This is a genomic window from Streptomyces sp. NPDC047042 (genome assembly GCF_040644035.1).
Lineage (GTDB): Bacteria > Actinomycetota > Actinomycetes > Streptomycetales > Streptomycetaceae > Streptomyces.
In genome coordinates this window covers 125,951-152,151 of record NZ_JBEYVP010000021.1, presented here as the reverse complement: position 1 = coordinate 152,151, position 26,201 = coordinate 125,951, and the positions used below count along the sequence as shown (strand labels likewise).

At 70.2% G+C, this 26,201-nt stretch carries 21 protein-coding genes; 8 read left to right on the top strand and 13 right to left on the bottom strand.

From position 1 onward, the window contains the following. Positions 1-134 precede the first annotated feature (134 nt). Positions 135-1,253 carry a hypothetical protein gene (locus ABZ855_RS25215; RefSeq protein ID WP_360810387.1) on the bottom strand — a complete coding sequence of 373 codons (1,119 nt, stop codon included), beginning with the start codon at positions 1,251-1,253 and terminating at the stop codon, positions 135-137. Between the two features lie 132 nt (positions 1,254-1,385). On the opposite strand from ABZ855_RS25215, the gene ABZ855_RS25210 reads away from it, so the two are divergent. Continuing rightward, positions 1,386-2,540, top strand: coding sequence for a cystathionine gamma-synthase (locus tag ABZ855_RS25210; protein WP_360810385.1), 1,155 nt, complete (start codon positions 1,386-1,388; stop codon positions 2,538-2,540). A 7-nt stretch (positions 2,541-2,547) separates the two neighbouring features. Here the strand turns inward: ABZ855_RS25210 and ABZ855_RS25205 are convergent, their stop codons facing one another. From ABZ855_RS25205 to ABZ855_RS25195, 3 genes are all read right to left on the bottom strand, one after another. After that, positions 2,548-2,796 (bottom strand): hypothetical protein, encoded by a 249-nt coding sequence (locus ABZ855_RS25205; RefSeq protein WP_360810383.1) that lies wholly within the window; start codon positions 2,794-2,796, stop codon positions 2,548-2,550. Then, positions 2,793-3,296, bottom strand: coding sequence for a sigma factor-like helix-turn-helix DNA-binding protein (locus ABZ855_RS25200; protein WP_360810381.1), 504 nt, complete (start codon positions 3,294-3,296; stop codon positions 2,793-2,795). The genes ABZ855_RS25205 and ABZ855_RS25200 overlap by 4 nt, the downstream gene beginning before the upstream one ends. A gap of 145 nt (positions 3,297-3,441) precedes the next feature. Next, positions 3,442-3,948 carry a MarR family transcriptional regulator gene (locus tag ABZ855_RS25195; RefSeq protein ID WP_319211214.1) on the bottom strand — a complete coding sequence of 169 codons (507 nt, stop codon included), beginning with the start codon at positions 3,946-3,948 and terminating at the stop codon, positions 3,442-3,444. Between the two features lie 164 nt (positions 3,949-4,112). On the opposite strand from ABZ855_RS25195, the gene ilvA reads away from it, so the two are divergent. The 3 genes from ilvA to ABZ855_RS25180 all read left to right on the top strand — a co-directional run bounded on the left by ilvA (position 4,113) and on the right by ABZ855_RS25180 (position 7,385). Further along, positions 4,113-5,351, top strand: a complete 1,239-nt coding sequence (ilvA, locus tag ABZ855_RS25190) for a threonine ammonia-lyase (RefSeq protein ID WP_360810379.1) — start codon at positions 4,113-4,115, stop codon at positions 5,349-5,351. 229 nt (positions 5,352-5,580) lie between these two features. Beyond that, positions 5,581-6,588, top strand: a complete 1,008-nt coding sequence (locus tag ABZ855_RS25185) for an ATP-binding cassette domain-containing protein (RefSeq protein WP_360810377.1) — start codon at positions 5,581-5,583, stop codon at positions 6,586-6,588. 17 nt (positions 6,589-6,605) lie between these two features. Further along, positions 6,606-7,385, top strand: a complete 780-nt coding sequence (locus ABZ855_RS25180; protein ID WP_360810457.1) for an ABC transporter permease — start codon at positions 6,606-6,608, stop codon at positions 7,383-7,385. Positions 7,386-7,470: 85 nt separating this feature from the next. Here ABZ855_RS25180 and greA read toward each other — a convergent pair whose 3' ends face one another. Both greA and ABZ855_RS25170 read right to left on the bottom strand, forming a co-directional pair. After that, on the bottom strand, positions 7,471-7,968 hold the full coding sequence (gene greA / locus ABZ855_RS25175) for a transcription elongation factor GreA (RefSeq protein WP_319211220.1): 498 nt from the start codon (positions 7,966-7,968) through the stop codon (positions 7,471-7,473). A gap of 186 nt (positions 7,969-8,154) precedes the next feature. Beyond that, positions 8,155-8,553 carry a DUF4307 domain-containing protein gene (locus tag ABZ855_RS25170; protein WP_360810375.1) on the bottom strand — a complete coding sequence of 133 codons (399 nt, stop codon included), beginning with the start codon at positions 8,551-8,553 and terminating at the stop codon, positions 8,155-8,157. Between the two features lie 146 nt (positions 8,554-8,699). Between ABZ855_RS25170 and mca the strand changes: the two genes are divergently transcribed. Then, complete coding sequence (mca, locus tag ABZ855_RS25165) at positions 8,700-9,560, top strand: mycothiol conjugate amidase Mca (protein WP_360810455.1); 861 nt, start codon at positions 8,700-8,702, stop codon at positions 9,558-9,560. After that, entirely contained in the window at positions 9,553-9,795 is a 243-nt protein-coding gene (locus ABZ855_RS25160) for a hypothetical protein (protein ID WP_360810373.1), read from the top strand. Before mca ends, ABZ855_RS25160 begins: the two co-directional genes overlap by 8 nt. Positions 9,796-9,848: 53 nt before the next feature. Here the strand turns inward: ABZ855_RS25160 and ABZ855_RS25155 are convergent, their stop codons facing one another. Continuing rightward, positions 9,849-13,091 (bottom strand): tetratricopeptide repeat protein, encoded by a 3,243-nt coding sequence (locus ABZ855_RS25155; RefSeq protein ID WP_360810371.1) that lies wholly within the window; start codon positions 13,089-13,091, stop codon positions 9,849-9,851. A gap of 182 nt (positions 13,092-13,273) precedes the next feature. After that, positions 13,274-16,651 carry a S8 family serine peptidase gene (locus ABZ855_RS25150; protein WP_360810369.1) on the bottom strand — a complete coding sequence of 1,126 codons (3,378 nt, stop codon included), beginning with the start codon at positions 16,649-16,651 and terminating at the stop codon, positions 13,274-13,276. A 227-nt stretch (positions 16,652-16,878) separates the two neighbouring features. Between ABZ855_RS25150 and ABZ855_RS25145 the strand changes: the two genes are divergently transcribed. Continuing rightward, complete coding sequence (locus ABZ855_RS25145; RefSeq protein ID WP_360810367.1) at positions 16,879-18,909, top strand: thioredoxin domain-containing protein; 2,031 nt, start codon at positions 16,879-16,881, stop codon at positions 18,907-18,909. 136 nt (positions 18,910-19,045) lie between these two features. Here the strand turns inward: ABZ855_RS25145 and ABZ855_RS25140 are convergent, their stop codons facing one another. Continuing rightward, complete coding sequence (locus ABZ855_RS25140) at positions 19,046-19,678, bottom strand: TetR family transcriptional regulator (protein WP_360810365.1); 633 nt, start codon at positions 19,676-19,678, stop codon at positions 19,046-19,048. 34 nt (positions 19,679-19,712) lie between these two features. Next, positions 19,713-20,432, bottom strand: a complete 720-nt coding sequence (locus ABZ855_RS25135; RefSeq protein WP_319211233.1) for a hemolysin III family protein — start codon at positions 20,430-20,432, stop codon at positions 19,713-19,715. Between the two features lie 326 nt (positions 20,433-20,758). On the opposite strand from ABZ855_RS25135, the gene ABZ855_RS25130 reads away from it, so the two are divergent. Further along, on the top strand, positions 20,759-22,606 hold the full coding sequence (locus ABZ855_RS25130) for a phosphoenolpyruvate carboxykinase (GTP) (protein WP_360810363.1): 1,848 nt from the start codon (positions 20,759-20,761) through the stop codon (positions 22,604-22,606). A gap of 111 nt (positions 22,607-22,717) precedes the next feature. Here the strand turns inward: ABZ855_RS25130 and ABZ855_RS25125 are convergent, their stop codons facing one another. The 3 genes from ABZ855_RS25125 to ABZ855_RS25115 are packed head-to-tail and all read right to left on the bottom strand — an operon-like array spanning position 22,718 to position 26,191. Beyond that, positions 22,718-23,335, bottom strand: a complete 618-nt coding sequence (locus tag ABZ855_RS25125; protein ID WP_360810453.1) for a hypothetical protein — start codon at positions 23,333-23,335, stop codon at positions 22,718-22,720. 40 nt (positions 23,336-23,375) lie between these two features. Then, the gene (locus ABZ855_RS25120) at positions 23,376-24,935 is read right to left on the bottom strand and encodes a substrate-binding and VWA domain-containing protein (RefSeq protein ID WP_360810361.1); all 1,560 of its coding nucleotides are present in this window, start codon (positions 24,933-24,935) and stop codon (positions 23,376-23,378) included. A gap of 2 nt (positions 24,936-24,937) precedes the next feature. Next, positions 24,938-26,191 carry a toxic anion resistance protein gene (locus ABZ855_RS25115; protein ID WP_360810359.1) on the bottom strand — a complete coding sequence of 418 codons (1,254 nt, stop codon included), beginning with the start codon at positions 26,189-26,191 and terminating at the stop codon, positions 24,938-24,940. Positions 26,192-26,201: the final 10 nt, after the last annotated feature.

Sequence of the window (26,201 nt, the reverse complement as noted above, 5' to 3'; positions counted from 1 at the left end):
GTCAGGACCGGCGGGTGGGGGAAAGCGGAGTATCGCGTACGGGCCGGGGACCAAGCAAGGCATGATCATGCCAGCCGCTGATCACGCATCCGGGGGCTCGATGTCCGGCCGCGCGACCCGCCCTCCCGCCCCGCCTAGCGCAGGAGCGACGCCGGGCTCCCGCCGTTCGCCTCGTACCCCGCCACCGCCAGCGCCCGGTACACCGCGAACTCCGCCGCAGGATCGGCGGTGAGGGTCCACGGGAGGGCGCCCACATGGCCGTCGACGTGCACCAACTGGTTCATGGCCTCCGCCCAGCGCTCGGAGCGCACCAGGAAGAAGATCAGCAGATGGCGTACGTGAGCGAGCATCGGGTCGTCGGGCCGGGCCGCGTGGACCGCGAACAGCGCGCCGTGGATCGACTTCGTCACCACTTCGCTCTGGTAGAAGCCGCTGACCAGGTTCACCTCGGGGAGATGCTCGAAGACCGCGAACAGGGGCATCGCCGCCAGCAGCGAGCCCTGCGGGGCTCTGGCCGCCGCCGCTTCCGCGAACGACATCGCCAGCGCGCGTGAGCCGTGCCACTTCTCGCACCAGTAGTGCAGGGCCGCGAGATGCGCCCCCATGTGTTCCGGGGCGCGGTCGAGGATCTTCAGCCAGAGCTGCTCGAACTCCGTTTGTGAGTACGCCAGTCCACGCGCGACCGACAGCTCGACGATGTACGGGACGGGGTCACCGGGGGAGAGGAGCGCCGCGTCGCCGCACGCCGCCTTCGCCTCCTCCATGATGATCCGGAACTCGTCCGTGCCCGGCGTCGACGTCCGCCACGCCTGCTGGACCAGGAACTCCGCGTGCACCGCCGCGCCGCCCGCGTCCTTGGGCGCCTCGGTCCGCCACACCCGCAGCCACTGCCCGCCCGGCGACTCGCTCACTCCGCCGGGGCGCTGCTGCAGCTCCAGCGACGCGGCGCCCGCGAAGGCCTGCACGCGCTGCCAGCGCCGCTCGCCGTCCTTCTCGGTGCCGGCGAGCAGCTGGGCCGCCGCTCTGTAGTCCTGGGTGCGCTGTACGACGTCGAGGACGTCCAGCAGGTCCTGGTCGGGGCCGGGCATGCGGATGTCCAGCGCCTCCTGCCGGACGAAGCCGTAGTTCGCCGGGTCCGCGGCGTCCGGGTCACCGGGGGCGACCTGCTGAATACCGGCACTCCTGCGCCGCATGAACGGCAGCACCACGAAGCCGAGCATGACCAGTGCCATCAGGACCCAGAGAATCTCCATACCTCAAGCGAACCAGACACCTCTGACAATTGGCCAACCGGTCCACCGGAAAGGTTCCGGAACCCGCGCAGGCCCCGCACCCCGCAAGCGGTGGACGGCATCAATCGCGCGAGCGCACTACCCTCGGTCCACATGAGCGACAGGCACATCAGTCAGCACTTCGAGACACTCGCGATCCACGCGGGCAACACCGCGGATCCTCTCACCGGCGCGGTCGTCCCGCCGATCTACCAGGTCTCGACCTACAAGCAGGACGGCGTCGGCGGGCTGCGCGGCGGTTACGAGTACAGCCGCAGCGCCAATCCGACCCGTACCGCCCTCGAGGAGAACCTCGCGGCCCTCGAGGGCGGTCGCCGCGGTCTCGCGTTCGCGTCCGGACTGGCGGCCGAGGACTGCCTGTTGCGTACGCTGCTCAGCCCCGGTGACCACGTGGTCATCCCCAACGACGCCTACGGCGGCACGTTCCGCCTCTTCGCGAAGGTCGTCGCCCGGTGGGGCGTGGAGTGGTCGGTCGCCGACACCAGCGACCCCGCCGCCGTACGCGCGGCCCTCACCCCGAAGACCAAGGTCGTGTGGGTGGAGACCCCCTCCAACCCGCTCCTCGGCATCACCGACATCGCCGCCGTCGCCCAGATCGCCCGCGAGGCCGGCGCCCGGCTCGTCGTCGACAACACCTTCGCCACGCCCTACCTCCAGCAGCCGCTGGCCCTCGGCGCGGACGTCGTCGTGCACTCCCTGACCAAGTACATGGGCGGCCACTCCGACGTCGTCGGCGGCGCGCTGGTCACCGCCGACCAGGAACTCGGCGAGGAACTGGCGTACCACCAGAACGCGATGGGCGCGGTCGCCGGGCCCTTCGACTCCTGGCTGGTGCTGCGCGGCGCCAAGACGCTCTCCGTACGGATGGACCGGCACAGCGAGAACGCCACCAGGATCGCCGACATGCTCACCCGGCACGCGCGCGTGACGCGCGTCCTCTACCCGGGGCTCCCGGAGCACCCCGGTCACGAGGTCGCCGCCAAGCAGATGCGGGCGTTCGGCGGCATGATCTCGTTCCAGGTCCAGGGCGGCGAGGAAGCGGCCGTCGAGGTCTGCAACCGCGCCAAGGTGTTCACGCTCGGCGAGTCCCTCGGCGGCGTGGAGTCCCTGATCGAGCACCCGGGGCGCATGACGCACGCGTCCGTCGCCGGGTCGGCCCTGGAAGTGCCGGGCGACCTCGTACGCCTCTCCGTGGGCATCGAGAACGTCGACGACCTCCTGGAGGACCTCCAGCAGGCCCTCGGCTAGAGGGGTCTCACCAGCCCGTCACGGGTGGAGTCACCTGCGAGGGCGGCTCCACCCAGGGCTGGACCGTGGCCGCCCACACCGAGAAGACGACCACCGCGAAGAACAGCAGCACCCACATCAGCCGCCGCACCGCCCGCCTGCGCCGCAGCATGCGGCTGCCACGCCGTACGACCTCCGCGTACAGGTCCGGCGGGACCGGAGGGGGCGTGCCCTCCATGGCCTGCCGCGCGGCGGACTCCCGGTCGCGCCGGCTCATGACGGCACCACCTTCCGCCCGGCCACGGCCGGAGCCTTGTCGCGCGGCGGGTGCAGCAGCGTCGCCGTCGCCCGGTCGCAGATCGCGTGCACGCGCTCCGTGGGCAGGCCCAGCAGCGCCGCCGTCTGCTCCTCGCCGACCCCCTCGTAAAGCCGCAGGACCAGGATCAGCCGCTGCTGGGGGGTGAGCACCGCCAGGGCGCTGCCGGGATGCGGGCGGGCCCTGCCGAGGCCGCCGTACTGGTGCCAGGCCTCGCGTGCGAAGCGGACGGCGAGGTACTGGCGGGCCCGGGCGTACGGGTCCTCGCCACGCATCCGGTCCCAGCACGCGTACGTGTGAGTGAAGGCATGGGTGAGCAGACGCCGCGCGCGCGGGTTGTCGTGCGGCGCCTCCGCCGTGAGCAGCGTGGCCGTGTGCAGCAGTCGGCCCGCCGCGCCCGCGACGAACGCCTCGAAGTCCCGGGCCGGGCCGGCACCTCGGGACGGCTGCCGTTCTCGCACCGTGCCTCCCGTCGTACGACAAGGACGCGGTCACAAAGGACCCGGTCTCATCTGAGGCCAGATGGAGCCGCCGGTCAAGAGCCAGGGAACAGCAGTCCGCCCGGCAGCGGGCACGCGCGCGTACGCGACGGTTTCGCCGCCGGCGTCAGGAGGCGGACTCCGCTTCCCCCACCGGGATGCCCTGGGCCGCCTGGCGGGCGGAGAGCGCGGTGTTGAAGCGCGTGAGGAGCGTGCAGAACACCTCGCGCTCCTCCGGGGCCCACTCCTGCGTCAGCTCGGCCATCAACTGGCGCCTGGACGAACGGACTTCCTCGAGCCGCGACAGCCCGCGCGGGGACAGCTGCAGGACCACCGCGCGGCCGTCCTCGGGGTGCGAGGTGCGCTTGACGAGCCCTGTGTCGACGAGCGGAGCCACCTGCCGGGTGACCGTCGACGAGTCGATGCCCATGCTCGCGGCGAGCGCCTTGACGCCCATGGGGCCTTCCTTGTCGAGGCGGTTGAGCAGCAGATACGCCGCGCGGTCCATCGAGTTGCGCACCTGCCCGACTCCCCCGAGCCGGGTCTGTTCGGCACGGCGCGCGAAGACCGCGACCTCGTGCTGCAACGTGTCGAGGAGACCGGTGTCACCGACGGTCGTCATGTCCATCGACATTTCAGGTGTTGTGGGCATGGCCGGGGGCTCGCTTCATGAAAGGGGGTGCTGGGTTGGGGGACAGGGTACGCGGCCGGAAGGCGGGCCGTACCGGCGCTGGGAAAACCGGTCTCGGAGCTTGGTCACACCGCGAGGCCGCGCCTGTGAACTGCGAGACTTGGGACATGAGCTACAGCACGGCTGACTCCTTGCACTCCCTGCGGCCCGTCACTCTCGACGATGTGCGCGGTGCCCAGAAGATGCTTACGGGCGTGGCGCGGATGACGGCCATGGAGGGCAGCCGGCATCTGTCCCAGCTGGTGGGGGCGCCGGTGCACCTCAAGTGCGAGAACCTCCAGCGGACCGGTTCCTTCAAGCTGCGCGGCGCGTACGTCCGGATCGCCGGGCTGCTGCCCGAGGAACGGGCCGCCGGGGTCGTCGCGGCCAGTGCCGGCAACCACGCGCAGGGGGTCGCGCTGGCGTCGTCGCTGCTCGGCGTACGGGCCACGGTGTTCATGCCGCAGGGCGCCCCGCTGCCGAAGATCAGCGCCACGCGCGAGTACGGCGCCGAGGTGAGGCTGCATGGTCAGGTCGTCGACGAGACGCTGGCCGCCGCCCAGGAACACGCCGAGCGGACGGGCGCGGTGTTCATCCATCCCTTCGACCACGCCGACATCATCGCCGGGCAGGGCACGGTGGGCCTGGAGATCCTGGAACAGTGCCCCGAGGTGCGCACGATCCTCGTAGGGATCGGCGGTGGCGGCCTGGCCGCCGGGATCGCGGTCGCCGTGAAGTCGGTGCGGCCCGACGTACGGATCGTGGGCGTGCAGGCGGCCGGCGCCGCCGCGTATCCGCCCTCGCTGGCGGCCGGGCGGCCCGTGTCGGTCGCCAACCCGGCCACGATGGCCGACGGGATCAAGGTCGGGCGGCCAGGCGACGTGCCGTTCGGGATCATCGGCGATCTGGTGGACGAGGTCCGCACGGTCAGCGAGGACGAGCTGTCGGCCGCGCTGCTGCTCTGCCTGGAGCGCGCCAAGCTCGTCGTGGAACCGGCGGGGGCGAGCCCGGTCGCCGCGCTGCTGAGCGAGCCGCGAGCCTTCGAGGGGCCGGTCGTCGCGGTGCTGTCCGGCGGCAACGTCGACCCGGTGCTGCTGGAGCGCATCCTGCGCCACGGCATGGCCGCACAGGGCCGCTACCTGGCCGTTCGGCTGCGGCTGACGGACCGCCCGGGCGCCCTCGCGACGCTTCTCGGGGTGTTGTCAGTGGTCGACGTTAATGTCCTCGACGTGAGCCATGTCCGGACCGATCCACGGCTCGGGCTCACGGAGGCGGAGGTCGAACTGCACCTTGAAACGAAGGGACCGGCGCACTGCGCCGAGGTCGGCCTGGCGCTGCGCGAGGCCGGCTACACCGTCATCGAGTGAGTCCGTGACCGCCGGCTCGCCCAACTCGCTCGGAGGTCTCACTCGGACGAGTGGCGCTGCGAAAAATGCATTGAGAGACGCGATATATCGCGTTATGGTGTGTGTCACGCCGCTGCACCCCGCCCGCTCGGGTGCTCGCCCATCCTCCTCTTGCCCGCCGGGCAGGGCAACGGAGATAAATCCAGGCTTGTCGCGGCAGTCGTAGTCCCCAACGACGTGGAGAACTGATATGCCAGGCGCCATCTACGCCGAAGGTCTGGTGAAGACCTTCGGCGACGTAAAAGCTCTGGACGGCGTCGATCTCGACGTCCCGGAGGGCACGGTCCTCGGCCTGCTCGGGCCGAACGGAGCGGGCAAGACCACCACCGTCCGCTGTCTGACGACCCTGCTGCGGCCCGACAGCGGCTCGGCGGTCGTCGCGGGCATCGACGTCCTGAAACACCCCGACGCCGTCCGCCGCTCCATCGGCCTCTCCGGCCAGTTCGCCGCGGTGGACGAGTATCTGACCGGCCGCGAGAACCTTCAGATGGTCGGGCAGCTGTACCAGATGAAGGCGAAGGCGGCGAAGACCCGCGCGGCCGAACTGCTGGAGCAGTTCCACCTGGAGGACGCCGCCGACCGACCCACGAAGACCTACAGCGGAGGCATGCGCCGCCGGCTCGACCTCGCGGCGGCCCTCGTCGTCTCACCGCCGGTGATGTTCATGGACGAGCCGACGACCGGCCTCGACCCACGCAACCGCCAGCAACTGTGGGAGGTCATCAAGCAGTTGGTCTCCGGAGGGACGACACTGCTGCTGACCACGCAGTATCTGGAGGAGGCCGACCATCTCGCGCACGACATCGCGGTGGTCGACCACGGCCGTGTCATCGCCCGAGGCACCTCGGACCAGCTCAAGGCCCGCACCGGCGGCGAGCGCGTCGAGGTCGTCGTGCACGAGCGCGAGCACATAGCGACCGCATCCGAGGTGCTCAGCGCCTTCGGCAAGGGCCAGGGCGAAGTCACCGTCGAGGACCACATGCGCAAGCTCACCGTCCCCGTCAGCGGCGGCGCGAAGCTCCTCGCCGAGGTCATCCGCGAACTGGACACCCGGGGCATCGAAATCGACGACATCGGCCTGCGCCGCCCGACCCTCGACGACGTCTTCCTCTCCCTGACCGGCCATGTGGCCGAGGTGAAGGACGAGGAGAACGGTGAAGTGACCGGCGAGAAGAACGAAAAGGAGACGGCCAAGTGAGCGCCGTGAGCGATTCGATGATCATCGCCCGCCGGAACCTGATCCGGATGGGCCGCATCCCCGAGATGATCATTTTCGGGCTGTTCCAGCCCATCATGTTCGTGGTGCTGTTCACCTATGTGTTCGGCGGCTCGATCCAGGTCGGCTCGTCCAACTCCACGCAGGCGTACCGCGAATTCCTGATGGCCGGCATCTTCGCGCAGACCGTCACCTTCGCAACCGCCGGTGCGGGCGCGGGCATCGCCGACGACATGCACAAGGGCCTCATCGACAGATTCCGGTCGCTGCCCATGGCCCGGGGCGCGGTACTGACCGGCCGCACGGTCGCCGACCTGGTGCAGACGGCGCTCACCCTCGTCGTCCTGGCCGTCGTCGCCCTGATCATCGGCTGGCGTACGCACGAGAACCTCGGCAAGGTGCTCGCCGGCTTCGCCCTGCTCCTTCTGCTCGGGTACGCGTTCTCCTGGATCGGCGCCCTCATCGGCCTGTCCGTGCGCACCCCCGAAGCGGCGACCTCGGGCGGGCTGATCTGGCTGTTTCCGCTGACGTTCATCTCGAACGCGTTCGTGGACGCGAACCAGATGCCGACCTTCCTGCGGCACATAGCCGAGTGGAACCCCTTCAGCGCCACCGTCCAGGCCGCGCGGGAGCTGTTCGGCAACCTTCCCCCGGGGTTCGAGGCGCCCGACGCCTGGCCCATGCAGCATCCGGTGTGGGCGTCGCTGATCTGGTCCGTCGTGATCATCGTCGTGTTCCGGACGCTCGCGGTCCGCAAGTACCGCCGCGTGGAGAACTGACACAACGATGCCCCCGGCACCAGGAGGGCGCCGGGGGCTCGCGAGGGCAAAGAGCCGGACCGACAGGTCGGGCGGGATCCAGAGGTCAGGCCTGGTAGGGCACGGCCTTCAGGATCTTCACGGTGGCCAGCTTGCCGTTCGGCAGCTCGTACTGGGCGTCCGCGCCGACCTTCTTGTCGCTCACTCCTCGGCCCAGCGGGGACTGCGGCGAGTAGGTCTCGATGTCGGCGCTGGCGTACTCGCGCGAGGCGAGCAGGAAGGTCAGCGTGTCGTCCTCGTCGCCGTCGAAGGCGATGGTCACGACCATGCCGGGCGCGACCGCGCCGTTCGCCGCCGGAGCCTCGCCGACCTTCGCGTTCTCCAGGAGCTGGGTCAGCTGGCGCACACGGAGCTCCTGCTTGCCCTGCTCCTCCTTGGCGGCGTGGTACCCGCCGTTCTCGCGCAGGTCGCCCTCCTCGCGCGCGGCGGCGATCTTGGCGGCGATCTCCGTGCGCGCAGGACCAGTAAGGTGCTCAAGCTCGTCCTTGAGCTTGTTGTACGCCTCCTGGGTCAGCCAGGTGACGTTCTCGCTGGTCTGGGTCACAGGTGCTCCTCGTAGGTACTGGGATACAAAGCATCGCCCTACCTAGAAGAATGTTCCTCCACGGATGGGCGAAACCACGAGCCTAACAATTCAGCGGCGGCAGGGGGAGGACATAAGCCATCAGAATTACGTCAACGCAGGTCAGCGATTGTGTGATGAGAGTGACGCTGTCGGTTGCCGGCGGCCTCAGTCGGTGTGACAGCCGAGCAGCTCGGCCGTGGTGCCCCGGGACGTCGTACGCAGGGTGACGAGCCGGTCGATACGGGTGGCGTCGCCGTCGAAGCGGAAGTCGGCGCGGCCGACCTCGGCGCCGTTCTCGGCCTGGGAACGGACCGTGCAGTAGCCGTTCGTCCCGGAGTCCTTGCGGACCTCCAGATGGACCTTGACCGAGTTCTCGTACGTCTCGAAGGTGATGATCTCGGCGCTGATCTTGTTGCCGACGACGTAGTGGTAGCCGAACCAGCCGAGCACGACTAGCACCACCGCGCCAAGAACGGCGGCGGCGATCTTGAGTTTGCGGTCGGCGCGCTCGTCCGTGGAGCGGCCGTACCGTCCCTCGGGCGGGCGCGTGGTCGCCGTACTCATGATCGTCCTCTCCGCGAGGGCCCTGGAAAGACGGGCCCCGGAATTATTGGCCGCTCGGTTCGGTCACTATAGAAGCCGCTCATCGCACCCGCGCACACCGGGCGCCGACCTACGAGGATTGAGTCTTGACTGACCAGCTGCGACTGATGGCCGTGCACGCGCACCCCGACGACGAGTCGAGCAAGGGTGCGGCCACCATGGCGAAGTACGTGTCCGAGGGGGTGGACGTGCTCGTCGTGACCTGCACGGGCGGGGAGCGCGGCTCCATCCTCAACCCGAAACTGCAGGGCGACAAGTACATCGAGGAGCACATCCACGAGGTACGCAAGAAGGAGATGGACGAGGCCCGCGAGATCCTCGGCATCAAGCAGGAGTGGCTCGGCTTCGTCGACTCCGGCCTCCCCGAGGGCGACCCGCTGCCCCCGCTGCCCGAGGGCTGCTTCGCCCTGGAGGACGTGGACAAGGCGGCCGGGGAGCTGGTGAAGCAGATCCGCGCGTTCCGTCCGCAGGTGATCACCACCTACGACGAGAACGGCGGCTACCCGCACCCCGACCACATCATGACCCACAAGATCTCGATGGTCGCCTTCGACGGCGCGGCGGACACCGAGACCTACCCGGAGTCGGAGTTCGGCCCGGCGTACCAGCCGCAGAAGCTGTACTACAACCAGGGCTTCAACCGGCCCCGGACCGAGGCACTGCACAACGCGCTGCTCGAGCGCGGCATGGAGTCGCCGTACGGGGACTGGCTGAAGCGGTGGTCGGAGTTCGAGCGCACCGAGCGCACCCTGACCACGCACGTCCCGTGCGCCGACTTCTTCGAGATCCGCGACAAGGCGCTGCTCGCGCACGCCACGCAGATCGACCCCGACGGGGGCTGGTTCCGGGTGCCGCTGGACCTTCAGCGGGAGGTCTGGCCGACGGAGGAGTACGAGCTGGCGAAGTCGCTCGTGGACACTTCCCTCCCCGAGGACGACCTCTTCGCGGGCATCCGCGACAATGCCTGACATGAGCGCAAGCGCAAGCCTGGCAATGACGCACCTCGTCTCCTTCGCGGCGGAGGTCGACGAGGACAAGGTGACCCCCGGTGTCCTCGGCTTCATCGTGTTCGCGGTGATGGCTCTCGCGGTGTGGGGGCTGATGAAGTCCATGAACAAGCAGATGGGCAGGATCCAGTTCAAGGAGACCTCGGACTCCGAGGAGGCGCCGAGCGCAGCCACGGGCTCCGCCCGCAAGCAGTGAGGCCGCACCGGGTGCCCGGCACCCGGTGAGCGCACCTCCACCGATCCAGTGACCTACCGGCGGCCGGCCGCCGCCACCGGCACTCCCATGACCTCCCGGGCGTGCCGGTTCGGGACCATGCCCAGCCGCCACGCCTGCCAGCCCGACTCCAGCGCCACTCCGCGCTCCAGCAGGAGCCGATAGGCGTCGACGTACTCGTCGAGCTTCTCGTCGCGGGAGGGGTGGCGGCCGCGGGAGAGCTGGGACAGCTCCTCCTGGGCCACGGCCGTGCCGATGTCGACGCCACCGGGGGCCGCGTACGGCAGGAGGGTGCAACGCAGGAAGCGTGCCCAGTCCTCGCCGCGCCGGTCGCCGTACGAGGTGAACAGGCCGATCGCCTCGTCGCACAGGGCGAGGGCCTGCTGGGCGCGTGAGTTGCCCGCGTCGACCACCGCCAGCTCCAGGCACGTCCAGGCCTCGCCGTGGGCCACCCCGATGCGCTGGAAGTCGGCGCGGGCGTCGACCAGCAGCTGGCGGGCGAAGCCGGAGTTGCGCAGCGAGCCGGTCTGCACGGCCCGCTGGTCGCGGGTGACGCGGGCCGAGTGATGCCGGGCACAGGCCAGACCGTAGACGTCCCGGATACGGGAGAACATCGTGCGGGAACGTTCCAGCTCGCGGACCGCGAGATCCAGGTTGCCCGTCTCCTCCAGGGACTGGCCCAGGTAGTAGACCGACCAGGCCTCGCCGCGCGCGTCCTCGTTGTCCCGGTGGACCGCCGCCGCCCGGCGCAGCCCGTCCACCGCCGCCGACGCGTCCCCGGCGACCAGCCGGGCCCGGGCCAGCTGCGTCAGCGCCCAGGCCTCGCCACGGGCGTCGCGCGTACGGCCGTACAGGTCGAGGGCCGTGCGCAGTTCGGACTCGGCGCGCGCTACGTCGCCCATCCTGAGGCCCAGCTGCCCGAGCTGGAAGTGGGCCCACGCCTCGCCGTGGATCGACTCTCCCTCGCGGTGCAGGACCAGCGAACGCTGCAGCAGGTCCCACGCCTCGGCGAGCCGGGAGCGGTCGCGCTCGACGGCGGCGAGGGCGTGCATCGTCCAGGCGCGGTCGGTCGCCAGTTCGGGGGCCTGCTGGAGGTCCAGCGCCTCCTGGAGCTTCGCCGCCGCCTCGACCAGGTTGCCCTGGTGGTGCAGCGTGATGCCGAGCGAGCACAGCGCCCGGGCGGCGCCCGCGTCGTGGTTGGCCTCCATGTACAGCTCGACGACCGAGGTGAGCGTCGTACGGGCCTTGTCCAGCTCGCCCAGCTGACGGGCCGCGATACCCGTACGCCACTGCACCGACCGGACCAGCAGACCCTGGTCCACCGACTCCGCGAGCTCACTGATCTCGCCGAGCCGGTAGAGGTCGCCGCGCAGCAGGCAGTAGTCGCACAGGGCGCCCAGCAGATTGAGCACGGCCGCCTGGTTGACGCCCTCCGCGTGCCGCAGCGTCGCCGTGATGAAGCTCGACTCGTCGTCCAGCCAGCGCAGCGCCTCGTCGAGGGAGGTGAAGCCGTGCGGGCTGAAACGGTCCGAGCGGGTCGACATGTTGCCGTCGACCAGACGCAGCACCGAGTCGGCCAGCTCGCCGTAGCTCACGATCAGCCGCTCCTGCGCGGCCGTGCGCTCCGCCGGTTCCTCCTCGTCGAGGAGACGGGCCTGAGCGAACGCCCGGACCAGGTCGTGCAGGCGGTAACGGCTGCCCCGGACGTGGTCGACGAGGCCCGCGCGGGCGAGCGCGTCCAGCTGGCGGGTCGCCTCCGTCCGGTCCGTGGCCAGCAGAGCCGCGGCCGCCGCCGCGCCGAGCGAGGCCCGTCCGGCCAGCGCCAGCCTGCGCAGCAGCCGTCTGGCCGGGTCCGACAGGTCGGTGTAGCGCAGCCACAGCACCCGCTCGACCGGCTCAACGGGACCGTACGCACCCAGGTCCGTGGCCAGCCGGCGCCGGCTGCGCGGACCGAGCGAGGAACCCGCGATACGCAGCGCAAGCGGCAGCCCGCCGCACAACTCCCGTATCCGGTCGTCGGATTGGGCGTCGTACGGATCTGCCCCCGACCCTGCCCCTGACCCCGGTCTCGATCCCGGCTCCGTCTGCGCGGACGCGTTCAGCAGTTCCTCCGCGCCCGCCGCGTCCAAGGCCTCGACGCGCAGCTGATGAACCCAGAACGGCAGGTCGGACGAGAGGGCGAGGGGCTCCCGGGTGGTGACGATGACCAGGCTGTCGGAGCGCTCCGGGACGAGCGTACGGACCTGCTCGGGATCCTTGGCGTCGTCCAGGACGATGGTCACCGGGACACTGGTGAGGTGCTGGTTGTACAGCTCGCTCAGCCTTCTGACCTGCTGGTCCGGTGACGAACGCTCACGGAAGAGCAACTGCTCGCGGGAGGCGCCGAGCCGGTTCAGCAGATGCAGCAGCGCGTCGCGGGTGGGCAGCGGCTCCTCCTCCGGGCTGTCGCCGCGCAGATCCACCACGCACGCCCCCCGGAACTGGTCCCGCAGATCGTGCGCCGCGTGGATCGCGAGCGCGCTGCGCCCACTGCCGGGCGCGCCGTGCAGGACGACCAGCGTCGGCCGGGTCTCCGTACTGGCGCGGGCCGCGTGCACCCACTGCCGGATACGGGCCAGCTCCTCCCGCCGGCCCGCGAACGGCTCGTCGGGATCGGGGAGTTGAGCGAACGACTGCTCCAGCAGGCTGCGGCTGCGGGCCGCCGCGCTCTTGTCGGTGCCGCGCAGTCTCGGCCCCGTCTTCTTCGGCCCGGTGGACGCGCTGAGCACCCGCTGCTGGTCGAGGAACGGACGGATGCCGCGTACCTCGAGCGCCGTCAGCCAGGTGAGCCGTAGCTGCTCGGGTCCGCCGGGCTGGCTCACGGCGCCGGCGCGATGATGGGCGGCGGGGAGGTGGGAGGCGGTCACCTTGAGGACGGTCGCGGCGGCGCCCACCACACCCACGGTGAGCGCCGCGCCCACGGCGGTGCCCGTGCCGGTGCCGAGCGCCATGTCGGCGACGCCCGCCGCGAGGGCGGCGACAGCCGCCACCAGCAGGGGAGTTCCGGCACCCTCCCGGGCGTACCGCTGCCCGAAGGTGAGCTGTCCGGCCTTCGCCTCGTCGAGGGCCCGGGTGTACGCCGCGTACTCCTCGGCGGACGACTGCGCCATGGCGTCCAGTGCGGAGCGTGCCCGCGTGAGGAGGACGGTTCCGTCGGTACGTCCGCCGGATCGTCGTACCTCTTCCTCGACGGCCCGGACCAACAGCCGCTCGGCTTCCGCGCGGTGGCTGTCCCGCATGGTGTGTCCCCCTCTGGCAGCTACGGCTTGTTCTGTTGTCGTTGGTCAAGTGTGCGGCGTAGGGGGGAATCGGGCGAGGGGGCGTTGCGGTTGGTTGGCGGGTGCGGGCCGGTGGGGGCTTGTCGCGCAGTTCCCCGCGCCCCTAAAGGCAACTGCAGGCGCGGGGAACTTGAGATGTGCGGTCAGTTTGTTGTCAGGTAGGCGCGCTCGATTGTCTGGACCAGGGTGTTGCCCTGGGTGTCCGTCAGCTTTGCTCGCAGGGATACCGAGCCGGGAGTGGTCGGGTGCTGGAGGGACAGGTGGGTGCCCTTCACGGTCTGGGCGGTCTGCCAGGTGGTGCCCTCGTCGTACGAGACCTCGAAGGCGAGCTTGGCGGGCCGTGTGCCGGCCGCCGCGCCCTCGATGGTGAAGGGCACCTGGAACCGCTTGCCCGCCTTCGCCGTGCTGGCCAGGGACAGGTGGGGGGAGAAGCGGATCACCGACAGCGGCAGTGCGGTCGGCTCGGTCTCGGAGGTCTTGGCGGAGCGGAAGGTCCACTCCGCCCGGACCCGGGTGCTGACCGCCGAGTGCCCCGGATCGCGGGAGTTGTCCAGGGTCAGCTTGTACGCGCCGGACTGCTCGGGGACGGTGAACTCGGTGGTGCGGTTGGCCGGGGAGGAGCTGAGCGGGATCTCTACGCCGTCGACCTGGAGCGAGCTCTCGGCCGAGACGGTTCCACCGCCGGTGTCGAAGTGTCCGGCGCCGTCGCCGAACAGCGGCAGAAAGGCCGTGATGACGTTCCCGGACCGCTCGGCACCGAGATTCCCGCTCGCCACGGAGCCCGGGGCGTCGCCCAGGGTCGGGCCGAAGACGCCGACGTTGAACCGCTCGGTGTAGCTCTGGCCGGCCTGCCAGGTCCTGGGTGCCCCCTGGAGGGCGTACTCGGACGGGCCCTCGTCGCTGTTCTGCTGCATCAGGAAGGACCACTTGACGCCGTTGTCGAGGATGTAGTCGGTCGTGCGCAGCGGCAGGTCCCCCGTCAGGAGGCTGTAGCGGCCGAAGAGGTCACCGTCGGGCATAAGAGGGCTCACCGCGACCTGGGTGTCCTTGTTCGCGGCGGGTGCGCCTGCCTGGAAGTCGACCTTGGCGAGCTGGTCCTGCCTCACCTCGGCGGAGAAGCCGCCCAGGTCGCCGCGGCGGACCCAGGAGAGGTGGTAGGTGACCGGCCTGCCGTCGCCGTCCTTGGACGTCCAGTCGCCGGAGTACTGGGCGAGCGCCGCCTCGGCGGGCGCCTCGGGGCCGAGGTGCCCGAACCGCATGCCCTGGAAGGTCGGGAGCCAGTATCCGCTCAGGTTCTTCGGCATCCCCGCGGCCCGTTCGTAGCGGTACGCGATGGTGGCCTCGGTGTTCTCGGCCGCCGCGTCGGGCACGGTGATGTCCAACGGCTGGGCCTTGCGGGCGTCGACGGTGACGGTGGTGTCCTTGTCCAGGGTCAGCTTCGGCTGCATCAGCACGGACTGGGTGGCGGATGCGAAGTCGGGGTGGATCACACCGGTGAGGCCGTACTCGCCCTTGGGCAGCCGTACCGTGAGTTCACCGTCGTCGTCCGTGTAGGTGGTGTAGAAGTCCCTGTCGAGGCCCTCCAGGGTGGTGGCGGCGTCGCTCGTCGGCTCACCGTTCTCGTCGAGGTGCTTCAGCGTCAGGTCGAACGACTCGGCCTCGCGCTGCACCCCGACGGCGGTGCGCACCGCGACCTTGTCATCGGCCGAGACGGCCGACACCGAACCGCCGAACGTGCCGTCGGCGCTGCCGGAACGGGTGTCCGCGGTCACGTCGACACTGGTCTCGCCGCCCGCCGGGACGGTGATCCGCCGCGGGGACACGGCGAACATGTCGTCGGCCGGCTTGCCGTCCACCGAGAAGGCGTCGACGGAGAGGTCCAGGGTGACCGGCTGCGTACCGAAGTTCGTGTAGGTGAGCTGCCTGGTCACCGGGACATCGTCGCCGTGCGGCCATTGCTGCGCGCCGAAGTTGATCGGCCCCTGCTCGGTGACGACGCTCTGGTCCAGCGCCCGCACCAGATCGGTACGGCCGGTGCCCTGCTGGAAGGAGCTGTACGTGCCCGGCTTGGCGGAGCCCGTCAGGACCGCCTTGATGCGCTCGCCGGTCCAGTCGGGATGCTGCTGGGCGAGGAGGGCGGCGGCGCCCGCGACATGCGGGGTCGCCATCGAGGTGCCGCCGACCGTGATGTAGCCGGGTGCCGGGGACGGCTTCGAGCGTTCCAGGACGCTGTCGGCGGCCGCGGCGGCCGTGATGGCGGAGCCGGGCGCGGTCAGGTCGGGCTTGACCCCGCCGTCCCCGACGCGTGGGCCCCGGCTGGAGAAGTCGCCGAGCTGGTCGGACGCGTCGACCGCGCCGACGGTGAGCGCGGCATCCGCGCTGCCGGGTGAACCGACGGTCCCCTCGCCGAACTCGCCCTCGGTGCCCTCGTTGCCGGCCGCGATGACGAAGAGCGCGTCGGACTCGGCGGAGAGCCGGTTGACCGTCTCCTCCAACGGGTCGATGCCGGGCGAGTCCGTGCTGCCGAGGCTGAGGTTGACGACGTCGGCGCCCTGCGCCACCGCCCACTCCATGCCCGCGATGATCCCGGAGTCCGAGCCCCTGGCGAAGTCGTTGAGGATCTTGCCGTTGAGGATTTTCGCGCCGGGTGCGACACCCTTGTACGTGCCCCCGGCCCTGGCGCCCGTTCCGGCCGCGATGGACGCGACGTGCGTGCCGTGGCCGAACTTGTCGGCGGTGCCGGACGCGGAACCGGTGAAGTCCTGTTCGGCGATCACCTGGCTCGCGAGGTCGGGGTGGGTCGTGTCGACGCCGGTGTCCAGTACGGCGATCCTGACGCCGGTGCCGTCGTACCCGGCGGCCCAGGCGGTGGGCGCGCCGATCTGCGGGACGCTCTTGTCAAGGCTCGCCTTGCGCAGGCCGTCCAGCCACACCTTCTCCACCGAGGTCGAGGCGGTGAACGCGTCGGCGCCGGTGTCGGTCACGGTGTCCCAGAAGTCGGTACCGCGCTTCTTGACGGACCGCATCGCCTTGCCGTTGACCACCGGAAGCGCCCGGCCGAGCTTCGCCCCGGCCCCGGTGAACGGAGTCATCGAGGGCGCCTTCCTGCCCTTGAACGTGACGATCAGCGGTACGTCGCCGCGGCCCGCGTCGTCGTACCCGTCGGCCACGAGCTGGGTGACGTCGAACAGCCGGGCGTCCAACTTGCCCTGGGCCAGCAGCAGTTCGGCGTCGCCGGGCACGACCCGGGTGTGTCCGTCGACCACTCGGACGGAGAACGGCACCTTCTCCCGGCCCTCCGCCCGCTCGACACCGGTGACCTTTCCGGCACCGTCCACCATGACCCGGTCACCGGTGACCAGCGTGACCTTCTTCAGCGGACCGGGCGAACTCCCGGTGGCCGGCGGGTCGGTGGGGGCCGCGCCGGCGAACCCGCCCGGGAGGACGGTCAGCACCAGGGCCGTGGTGGACAGCCCCGCCGCCGCGATCAGCGCGGCCTTCCGTTTCTTGTTCGACTTCAACCGATGCCTGCTCACAGGTCGTTGAGCCCTTCTTTTCTGGTTCGTGGTCTTCTGGTGGGGGTTTTGGTGGGGGGTCTGGTCGTCACCGGGAGTGGATCCTCCGTCGTGCATGGGGCCAGCGTGGAGCGCGGAGATCAGGAAGTTGTCAGGGTGTGGCACGAACCGCGTGATGCCTCGGCTGTGTGGGACCCGCCGACGAGGCCGGCCCCTGTGAGAGGCTGGCCCGCATGAACCGGTTGGCCGGCGTGACCTCGCCCTACCTGCTCCAGCATGCTGACAACCCGGTCGACTGGTGGCCCTGGGAACCGGAGGCCTTCGAGGAGGCGCGACGGCGCAACGTGCCCGTCCTGCTCTCGGTCGGCTACTCGGCGTGCCACTGGTGCCATGTCATGGCGCACGAGTCCTTCGAGGACCAGGCCACCGCCGACTACCTCAACGCGCACTTCGTCAGCGTCAAGGTCGACCGCGAGGAGCGCCCCGACGTCGACGCCGTCTACATGGAGGCCGTCCAGGCGGCGACCGGGCAGGGCGGCTGGCCCATGACCGTGTTCCTCACCCCGGACGCCGAACCCTTCTACTTCGGCACCTACTTCCCGCCCTCGCCCCGCAGCGGCATGCCCTCGTTCCAGCAGGTCCTCGAGGGGGTCCACACCGCCTGGACCGACCGGCGGGACGAGGTCGCCGAGGTCGCGCAGAAGATCGTGCGGGACCTTGCCGGACGCGAGATCGAGTACGGCACGCCCGAGGCGCCCGGCGAGGAGGAGCAGGCCAGGGCGCTGCTCGGGCTGACCCGGGAGTACGACGCCCAGCGCGGCGGATTCGGCGGCGCCCCCAAGTTCCCGCCGTCGATGGTCCTGGAGTTCCTGTTGCGGCACGGCGCCCGTACGGGGGCCGAAGGGGCGCTGCAGATGGCCCAGGACACCTGCGAGCGCATGGCCAGGGGCGGGATCTACGACCAGCTCGGCGGCGGGTTCGCCCGGTACTCCGTGGACCGGGAGTGGGTCGTGCCCCACTTCGAGAAGATGCTGTACGACAACGCGCTGCTGTGCCGCGTGTACGCCCACCTCTGGCGTGCCACCGGCTCCGAGCTCGCCCGGCGCGTCGCCCTCGAGACCGCCGACTTCATGGTGCGTGAACTCCGCACGAACGAAGGGGGGTTCGCGTCCGCGCTGGACGCCGACAGTGACGACGGGACCGGCAAGCATGTCGAGGGCGCCTATTACGTCTGGACGCCGGCCCAGCTCGCCGAGGTGCTCGGTGCCGAGGACGCGGAGCTTGCCGCGCACTACTTCGGGGTGACGGCGGAGGGGACCTTCGAGGAGGGCGCCTCCGTCCTCCAGCTTCCGCAGCACGAGGGTGTGTTCGACGCCGAGAAGGTCGAGTCCATTCGGGTGCGGTTGCTGGCCGCCCGGAACGAGCGGCCCGCTCCCGGCCGGGACGACAAGGTGGTCGCCGCCTGGAACGGGCTTGCTATCGCCGCGCTCGCCGAGACCGGCGCCTACTTCGAGCGTCCCGACCTCGTGGACGCCGCGCTCGCGGCCGCCGATCTCCTCGTACGGGTTCATCTGGACGACCGGGCCCAGCTCGCCCGTACCAGCAAGGAGGGGCAGGTCGGGGCGAACGCCGGGGTGCTGGAGGACTACGCCGATGTCGCCGAGGGGTTCCTCGCGCTTGCCTCCGTGACCGGGGAGGGGGTGTGGCTGGAGTTCGCCGGGTTCCTGCTCGACCATGTGCTCGCGCGGTTCGTCGACGCGGAGTCGGGGGCGTTGTTCGACACCGCGAACGACGCCGAGCAGCTCATTCGGCGGCCTCAGGATCCGACCGACAACGCGGTGCCCTCCGGGTGGACGGCCGCCGCCGGGGCGTTGCTCGGGTACGCGGCCCAGACCGGGGCCGAGCCGCATCGGGCCGCCGCCGAGCGGGCGTTGGGGGTTGTGAAGGCGCTGGGGCCTCGGGTGCCGCGGTTCATCGGGTGGGGGTTGGCTGTTGCCGAGGCGTTGATCGATGGGCCGCGGGAGGTGGCGGTTGTGGGGGCGGACCTGCATGATCCGGCTACGGCGGTGCTGCACCGTACGGCGCTTCTCGGGACGGCGCCGGGGGCTGTGGTCGCGGTGGGGGCTGTGGGGAGCGAGGAGTTGCCGTTGCTTGCCGGGCGGGTTCTTGTCGGGGGTGAGGCTACGGCGTATGTGTGCCAGCATTTCACCTGTGATGCGCCGACCACTGATCCGGAGCGGTTGCGGGGTGTGTTGGGGGGTTGAATTCGCCCCCGCCGCCCCTACCCGTCCCATCCCTTCCTGGGGGCTGCGCCCCCAGACCCCCCTACGGCCCTGAACGGGCCTTGTCCTCAAACGCCGGACGGGCTGAGGGGGCGGGACGGGCCGGCGCTGGACATTGTCACAGGCCCGGTAGGCCCCGGTCGAAGACGTTCAGGGTGCGGTCGACCAGGTCTGTCAGATCGTCCCTGTAGTTGTTCTGGGCCCAGTGGACGCTGATCTCCGCCAAGCCGCCGATCAGCGACATCGCGTACACCCGGACCTCCAGGTCCGCCGAGTCGCGCCCCGTGCGTTCCGCGATCACCCGGCACAGCAGACGTCCCGTCTCCGACATGCTCTCGATCATGCGTGAGCGGACCGCCGGGACCTCCAGCATCAGCCGACTCCGCAGGCGGGTCACCTCCGGCTCCTCCGCCCCGCTCGTCCCGATGGCCTTCCGCAGGACGTACCGCAGGGAGTCGAGCCACGGTTCGTCCGCCGGGCGGGCGCGCAGGTCTTCCTCCAGTACGGTGTCGTACTCGTCGGTGAGCACGATGTCCTCTTTGGTGGGGAAATAGCGGAAGACCGTGGACGGCGACACCTCGGCCCGCTCGGCGATCTGCTCGATCGTCGTGGCGTCGTAGCCATGCTGCTCGATCAGTTCGTATGTCGCGGTACGGATGGCCGTCCGGGTCTTGATCTTCTTCCGCTCGCGCAGGCCCGGCCGGGGCCGGTCGGCGAGCGGTGAGGTGGGTGCGGGTGCGGCGGCCGTCATACGGGCATTCTCCGGCAGAACGGCCGCCCAGGGGCTATCCGTGCTGGTACGCCACCATCGAGATGCCGATGTAGTGCGTGACGAACGCCGCGAGGGTGAGGGAGTGGAACACCTCGTGGAAGCCGAACCAGCGCGGTGACGGGTTCGGGCGCTTGAGGCCGTAGATCACGCCGCCCGCGCTGTAGAGGAGCCCGCCGACGATGACCAGCACCAGGACCGCGATGCCGCCGGCGCGCATGAAGTCCGGCAGGAAGAAGACCGCCGCCCAGCCCATCGCGATGTAGCAGGGAGTGTAGAGCCAGCGCGGGGCGCCGACCCAGAAGACGCGGAAGGCGATACCGGCCAGGGCGGCGCCCCAGATGCCCCACAGGAGCCACTGGCCCTTGCTGGCGGGGAGCAGCAGCATCGTCAGCGGGGTGTAGGTGCCCGCGATGATCAAAAAGATGTTCGAATGGTCGAGTCTGCGCAGGACGCCGTCCATGCGCGGACTCCAGGTACCGCGGTGGTAGAGCGCGCTCACGCCGAACAGCAGGCACGCGGTGAGGGTGAAGATCCCGCAGGCGATGCGCGCGCGGCTCGAACTGGCGAGCGCGGTGAGCACCAGACCGGAGATGAGTACGGCCGGAAACATGCCGAGATGCAACCAGCCGCGCAGCTTGGGCTTGATCTCATCGGAATGTGGCAGCGAGAGCGCCACAGGACCGCGGCCGGCGGCCGGTGAGTCCAGGGGCGCGTCGGGGGCGGACGCAGTCATGGCGGCCATCGTACCTACGTAACCGTAAGTTACGCGTCAGTTCGAGGCGGGAGGGGCTCGGAAGTGGCCAGCCTCTCATATGGGTTGGCGTCCGGATGCGCCAGGTGAATAGGCGGTGACCCAGAGGAAACGCCCGGGCGGGTGCCGGATGAGTGGCGATGGTCACGTCGCTCAGCTGTGAGGCCCTCTGGACAGATGGGCGCTACGGTCGGATGATCAAATGAGTGCGGTCGGCACCGGATGAGCGCCAAGATCAACACCGTGAAGCATCCGGGTCGCGGCCCCCAAGGGGCAGTCAACAAAAAACCCTCATTCAAGGAGCAATCGTGGCGCGCGACATCGCGGCTCCCGTTCCCCCTGACACCTTCCTCTCAGGCACCGTCCCGACCAACCACAAGCAACTGATCTCGTGGGTGAACGAGATCGCAGAACTGACGCAGCCGGACAACGTGGTCTGGTGTGACGGATCCGAGACCGAGTACGAGCGACTGTGCGAAGAGCTCGTCCACAAGGGCACCTTCAGGAAACTGGACCCGATCAAACGCCCCAACTCCTACTACGCGGCCTCCGACCCGACCGACGTCGCGCGCGTCGAGGACCGCACCTTCATCTGCTCCGAGAAGGAGGAGGACGCGGGACCCACGAACCACTGGAAGGACCCCGCCGAGATGCGGGAGATCTTCGCGGGGGAGAAGGGCGTCTTCCGCGGCTCCATGAAGGGCCGGACGATGTACGTCGTCCCGTTCTGCATGGGCCCTCTCGGCTCGCCGCTGTCCGCGATCGGCGTCGAGATCACCGACTCGGCGTATGTCGCCGTGTCCATGCGCACGATGACGCGCATGGGTCAGCCGGTCCTCGACGAGCTCGGTACCGACGGTTTCTTCGTGCGTGCTGTGCACACGCTCGGGGCGCCGCTGGCCGAGGGCGAGGCCGATGTGCCGTGGCCGTGCAACTCCACGAAGTACATCTCGCACTTCCCCGAGAGCCGCGAGATCTGGTCCTACGGCTCCGGGTACGGCGGCAACGCGCTGCTCGGCAAGAAGTGCTACGCCCTGCGCATCGCCTCCGTGATGGCGCGGGACGAGGGCTGGCTCGCCGAGCACATGCTCATCCTGAAGCTGACCCCGCCGCAGGGCGAGTCCAAGTACGTCGCCGCGGCCTTCCCGTCGGCCTGCGGCAAGACGAACCTGGCGATGCTGGAGCCGACGGTCGGCGGCTGGACCGTCGAGACGATCGGCGACGACATCGCCTGGATGCGCTTCGGCGAGGACGGCCGGCTGTACGCCATCAACCCCGAGGCCGGTTTCTTCGGCGTCGCGCCCGGCACCGGTGAGCACACCAACGCCAACGCGATGAAGACGCTGTGGGGCAACTCGGTCTTCACCAATGTCGCCCTCACCGACGACGGCGACATCTGGTGGGAGGGCATGACGGAGGAGACTCCGGCCCACCTGACGGACTGGAAGGGCAACGACTGGACGCCCGAGTCGGGGGTCCCGGCCGCGCACCCCAACGCCCGCTTCACCACCCCCGCCGCGCAGTGCCCGATCATCGCGCCCGAGTGGGAGGACCCGAGGGGCGTGCCGATCTCGGCGATCCTGTTCGGCGGGCGGCGCGCCACCGCCGTACCGCTGGTCACGGAGTCCTTCGACTGGAACCACGGTGTCTTCCTGGGCGCCAACGTGGCTTCCGAGAAGACGGCCGCCGCCGAGGGCAAGGTCGGCGAACTGCGCCGCGACCCCTTCGCCATGCTGCCGTTCTGCGGCTACAACATGGGCGACTACATGGCGCACTGGATCGACGTGGCGAAGGACAAGGACCAGTCCAAGCTGCCGAAGATCTACTACGTCAACTGGTTCCGCAAGAACGACGAGGGCAAGTTCGTGTGGCCCGGCTTCGGTGAGAACAGCCGGGTCCTGAAGTGGATCGTGGACCGGCTGGACGGCAAGGCCGAGGGCGTCGCCACGCCGATCGGTGTGCTCCCGGCCAAGGGCGCGCTCGACACCGACGGTCTCGAACTCTCCGAGTCCGACCTCGACTTCCTGCTCACGGTCGACAAGGACGTGTGGCGCGAGGAAGCGGCGCTGGTCCCCGAACACCTGAACACGTTCGGCGAACACACCCCGAAGGAGCTGTGGGACGAGTACCGGGCGCTGGTGCAGCGTCTGGGCTAGGCCCACGGATCCTTTCCCGACTCCGCGGCCGGTCGGACTTGCCCTGACCTGCGATGTCGTCATGGCCGGCCGCGGTGAACCTCTCACAGCACGGGCAGCGCGGTGTGTACGTCAGCCGCCGAGCCCGCCGCTCCCGGGCCCCCGGCCCTCCAGGTAGCGGGTGTGCGACTCCTGACGGCGGGCCTCGATCTCCCTGAGGCCCGCCGCCAGCCCCTCCGCCTCCTGCCGGAGCAGCCCGAGTTGCCGCTCCAGATGCCGTTCCGGCGGCTCCTGCCCCGGCGCCAGCCGTGTCCACCACCGCGCGCGTACGAAACTGTCGACGGCCTCGGGCAGGTCCTGCCGCACGATCCGCGACAGCACATGCACCCCTTCCGGGTCCTGGGCCAGCACCTCCGTCACCCACCCGGGCTCCAGCAACGCGCCGACCAGCCCGGTCAGTTCGGTCACCTGCCCGGCCGCCGCGGGCGGCAGCCCGACCTGCCCCAGATACTCCTCCAGCCGCTCGAAGTCGCCCCGCAGCTCGTCGAGTTGCGCGGAGAGCCGGGCCGACGGGTCCGGGAAGTCCGGCAGGGGCTGCCGCTCCGGCGGGGCGATCAGCGCACCCGCGCCGTACAGCCCGGCGACGACGACAGGCCAGTACGGCCCCGCCAGACCGGTGAAGGTCAGCGCCAGGCCCAGCAGCCCGCACGCACTGCCGGCGATGTTCTTGCGCGACTCCAGGAACCCCAGGAACCCGGTGGACCCCGCGGAACCCGCGGGCCCCGTCTGTCTACTGGTAGCCACGGATCTCCTTGAACGCGCCGTCGAGCGACCCCTGCTGGGCGTCGAAGAGACGGCCACCGGTCAACTCGGCGATGTGCGCCAGCTCGGCGCGGTCGGAGTCGCCGAAGAGGATGGGGAACACGGGTATCTCCCGCTGCCGGGCCGGGAGTTGCCGGTAGAAGTTGTCGAACTCCGCCGCCTTCGCGCCCTCCGTGTTCTCGCCGTCCGTCATCAGCACGATCGACGTGAACGTGTCGCGGTCGGCGCGGAGTTGTTCGTACGCCTTCTCCAGCGAGGTGTAGATCGCCGTGCCGCCGTCCGCCGACAGCGCGTCCGTGTCCCGGCGGATCGCGTCGAGCCCGCTCTGCGGATCTGCGGGGCTCACGACATGGGTCCGTACGCTCTTCACGTCCGATCCGAACGACATCAGCGTGACCTCCTCGCGGTGCCGGAAGTCCCCGGTGAGACCGCGCAGCGCCTCCTTGAGACCGGCGAGCCGGTCGCCCTCCATCGAGCCCGAGGTGTCGAGGACGTACACGGTCCGGGAGGGGCGGCGCAGTTTGTTCTCGTACGCGTCGAGCAGCCCGTCGGCGACGGACCGGCTGCCGGGGAAGGGGAGTTCGCGGCGGCGCGCGGTGTCGAGGCCGGTCGCGGGTGGTACGGACGCGACGACCGGGCGGCGGTGCGTGAGGTCGGTGATGCGGCGCTGCGTCGCCGGGGTGCGCAGGGCCTCGGTCAGCCGGCGGACGTCCTCGCGGGTCGCGGCGTCGGTCGACGCGAGCGAGGTGATCGGGTAGTCGGCGGTGACGACACCGTCGCGGGGGCGGATCACGGTGAGGCCGGGGATGCCCTTGAGGACGGACTCGTAGTTGAGCAGCGCGTCGACGGTGCCGCGCCGGTCGTAGGCGGCCGCGAGCCAGCCCGACGAACTGGACGTCAGCTTCTGCCCCTTGAAGAACTCCTTCAGCCGCGGGGACGCCTTCTGCACATCCGCGTCGGTCAGCGCGGACTGCGCTCCCGAGAGCCCCGAGGCGACCGAGATCAGCGTGGAGAAGCCGGAGTTGGAGCGCGCCGGATCCGTCATGCCGTACGTCAGCCTGCCGTCCCGTACCGCCGTCTCCACCTGGGACCAGGTGACCTGGTCGGGCTGCCAGCCCAGCTTGCGCACGGTGGCCGCCCTGACGCCGATGGCGACCGGGCTGGACATGACGGGCGTCTCGGACACGACCTTCCTCGCCGCGTCGGGACGCAGCCGCAGATAGTCGTTGGAGGACAGCCAGAGCGCGTCGTATTTGCCGTCCGTCTTGCCCGTCGCCAGCATGTCGATCGCGTCGAGGGTGCCCATGTAGGTGGGCCGGACCTTGATACCGGTGTCCTTCTCCACCCGCTTGAGCACGGGCGTCATGTCGGACAGCTCGCTGGAGGCGAGGACACGGAGGGTGCCGGGCTCGGGGGAGCCGTTGCCGAACGGCGGCTCGGGGTCCTGCTGGGATGTGCAGCCGGTCAGGAGAGCGAGCGCCAGAACGGCGGCCGCCGCCAGCCGGCGTCTCGGGAGATCCAGGCTCATGCTCATACCTGTCCTCCGTCCAGCGCGCCCCGCGACCGGCTGCGCTCCAAGTAGGCGCTCGCCTGCTGGAGTTCGGACGTCAGGGACTCCACGGTCGCTGCCATCGCCTCGGTCGCCTGCACCTTGTAGGTGTCGATGGTGTCGAGGGTGCGGTAGATCTGCTGGAAGGCGTGTCTGAGGGTCTCGGCCCCGACGGCGGGATCGGCGGCGATGCGCTGGATCTCCCCGCTCTGGGTGGCCAGCATCTCGGCGTTGCCCCGGATGAGGTCCTCGGTGGTCCCGCGCAGCGAGTTGACCTGCTCGATGACCCTCTTCTGGTTGTCGAGGGCGGAGGCCAGCATCACGGAGATGCGCAGCGCGGACACGGTCGTGGTGGCCGCGCGGTCGACACCCTTGATCAACTCGTCGTTGTTGCGGCGTACGACGTCCATGGCGAGGTAGCCCTGGGCGCACACCGCGAGCTGGGTCAGCAGGTCCTGGTGCTTCTGCCGGACCGGGAAGAGCACGTCCGCGCGCAGGTGGTCGGCGCCAGCCGGGTCGGCCGCCTCGACGCCGCCGATGTGCCGCTCGACGGCGGAGTCCAGGGCTTCCGTCAGGACGACGTACTCCTGGAGCTTGCCCATGGTCTCCCAGAGGCGGACGCGTTCGGTCTGCAACGCGGCGCTGTCCCTGCGCAGTTCGTCCTGTCCGCCGCGCAGCGAGCCCACGATCTTGTTCAAAGTGGCCTGCGAGGAGGCGTACTTGGCGACGTGGTCGCGCAGTTTGTTGCCGCCGGGCAGTCTGGACAGGAGCTTGCGTCCCTTTCCGGCGGGCAGGTCGCGCGGGTCCAAGTCCTCGACCACCCGCCGGAGTTCGACGAGTGAGCCCGCCACCTGCGACTGGGCGTCCCCGCCGTTGCCCGGCAGGCTGCGTACGGCCCTTTCCAGCATGCGGTTGGACTGCGCGGCGGCCGTCCGCAGCTCACCGGCGCCGAGTCCGGTGATCTCCCCGACCCGGCCCGCGAACTCGGGCGAGCGGGCGTCGAGGGCGGCGAGCTGCCCGACGTACTCGGCGGCCTTGCGGGCCATGTCGGTACGGACACCGTCGTCGACGGGGACGAGCCCGCCGGCCCTCTCACGGGGGACGGCGGCGACGGGCTCGGGCGGGGTGAGCGTGAAGATGTCGTCACCGCTCTGAGCTCCACTCGGAGGCGCGCTCTGACTGCTGTTCTGGCTGGTGTTCGCGTTCGGGTGCCGGCTGGGCTTCTGAAAGTTCATGTGCGTTGTC

Bases quoted from the DNA above. Each gene is read 5' to 3' on its own strand.
- ABZ855_RS25135 (WP_319211233.1), bottom strand. From the start codon at position 20,432: ATGACTGCGTCCGCCCCCGACGCGCCCCTGGACTCACCGGCCGCCGGC.
- ABZ855_RS25160 (WP_360810373.1), top strand. From the start codon at position 9,553: ATGCCTGACATGAGCGCAAGCGCAAGCCTGGCAATGACGCACCTCGTC.
- ABZ855_RS25180 (WP_360810457.1), top strand. From the start codon at position 6,606: ATGATCATCGCCCGCCGGAACCTGATCCGGATGGGCCGCATCCCCGAG.
- ABZ855_RS25210 (WP_360810385.1), top strand. From the start codon at position 1,386: ATGAGCGACAGGCACATCAGTCAGCACTTCGAGACACTCGCGATCCAC.
- ABZ855_RS25145 (WP_360810367.1), top strand. From the start codon at position 16,879: ATGAACCGGTTGGCCGGCGTGACCTCGCCCTACCTGCTCCAGCATGCT.
- ABZ855_RS25115 (WP_360810359.1), bottom strand. From the start codon at position 26,191: ATGAACTTTCAGAAGCCCAGCCGGCACCCGAACGCGAACACCAGCCAG.
- ilvA (WP_360810379.1), top strand. From the start codon at position 4,113: ATGAGCTACAGCACGGCTGACTCCTTGCACTCCCTGCGGCCCGTCACT.
- ABZ855_RS25215 (WP_360810387.1), bottom strand. From the start codon at position 1,253: ATGGAGATTCTCTGGGTCCTGATGGCACTGGTCATGCTCGGCTTCGTG.
- ABZ855_RS25185 (WP_360810377.1), top strand. From the start codon at position 5,581: ATGCCAGGCGCCATCTACGCCGAAGGTCTGGTGAAGACCTTCGGCGAC.
- ABZ855_RS25205 (WP_360810383.1), bottom strand. From the start codon at position 2,796: ATGAGCCGGCGCGACCGGGAGTCCGCCGCGCGGCAGGCCATGGAGGGC.
- ABZ855_RS25155 (WP_360810371.1), bottom strand. From the start codon at position 13,091: ATGCGGGACAGCCACCGCGCGGAAGCCGAGCGGCTGTTGGTCCGGGCC.
- ABZ855_RS25195 (WP_319211214.1), bottom strand. From the start codon at position 3,948: ATGTCGATGGACATGACGACCGTCGGTGACACCGGTCTCCTCGACACG.
- ABZ855_RS25170 (WP_360810375.1), bottom strand. From the start codon at position 8,553: ATGAGTACGGCGACCACGCGCCCGCCCGAGGGACGGTACGGCCGCTCC.
- mca (WP_360810455.1), top strand. From the start codon at position 8,700: ATGGCCGTGCACGCGCACCCCGACGACGAGTCGAGCAAGGGTGCGGCC.
- ABZ855_RS25120 (WP_360810361.1), bottom strand. From the start codon at position 24,935: ATGAGCCTGGATCTCCCGAGACGCCGGCTGGCGGCGGCCGCCGTTCTG.
- ABZ855_RS25140 (WP_360810365.1), bottom strand. From the start codon at position 19,678: ATGACGGCCGCCGCACCCGCACCCACCTCACCGCTCGCCGACCGGCCC.